This window comes from Kosakonia sp. S57 (genome assembly GCF_016516575.1).
GTDB classification, from domain to species: Bacteria; Pseudomonadota; Gammaproteobacteria; order Enterobacterales; family Enterobacteriaceae; genus Kosakonia; species Kosakonia cowanii.
On the sequence record NZ_JACVUL010000046.1, the window covers coordinates 1 to 546 of the forward strand.

General features: G+C 57.5%; 1 protein-coding gene. It reads left to right on the forward strand.

The annotated features are described in order from the left end of the window. A partial coding sequence (locus IAE48_RS23910) for a GTP-binding protein (RefSeq protein ID WP_233631734.1) occupies positions 1–546 on the forward strand: 546 nt, incomplete at both ends.

The window sequence follows — 546 nt, forward strand, 5'->3', positions numbered from 1 at the left end:
GCTGCAATCACTACCGTACTGGCTAAGACCTACGGCGGTGCTGCTCGCGCATTCGACCAGATCGATAACGCGCCGGAAGAAAAAGCTCGTGGTATCACCATCAACACCTCTCACGTTGAATATGACACCCCGACTCGCCACTACGCGCACGTAGACTGCCCGGGCCACGCCGACTATGTTAAAAACATGATCACCGGTGCTGCGCAGATGGACGGCGCGATCCTGGTTGTTGCTGCGACTGACGGCCCGATGCCGCAGACCCGTGAGCACATCCTGCTGGGTCGTCAGGTAGGCGTTCCGTTCATCATCGTGTTCCTGAACAAATGTGACATGGTTGATGACGAAGAGCTGCTGGAACTGGTTGAGATGGAAGTGCGTGAGCTGCTGTCTCAGTACGACTTCCCGGGCGACGACACCCCGATCGTTCGCGGTTCCGCGCTGAAAGCGCTGGAAGGCGAAGCTGAGTGGGAAGAGAAAATCATCGAACTGGCTGGCTACCTGGATTCCTACATCCCGGAACCAGAGCGCGCGATTGACAAGCCGTTC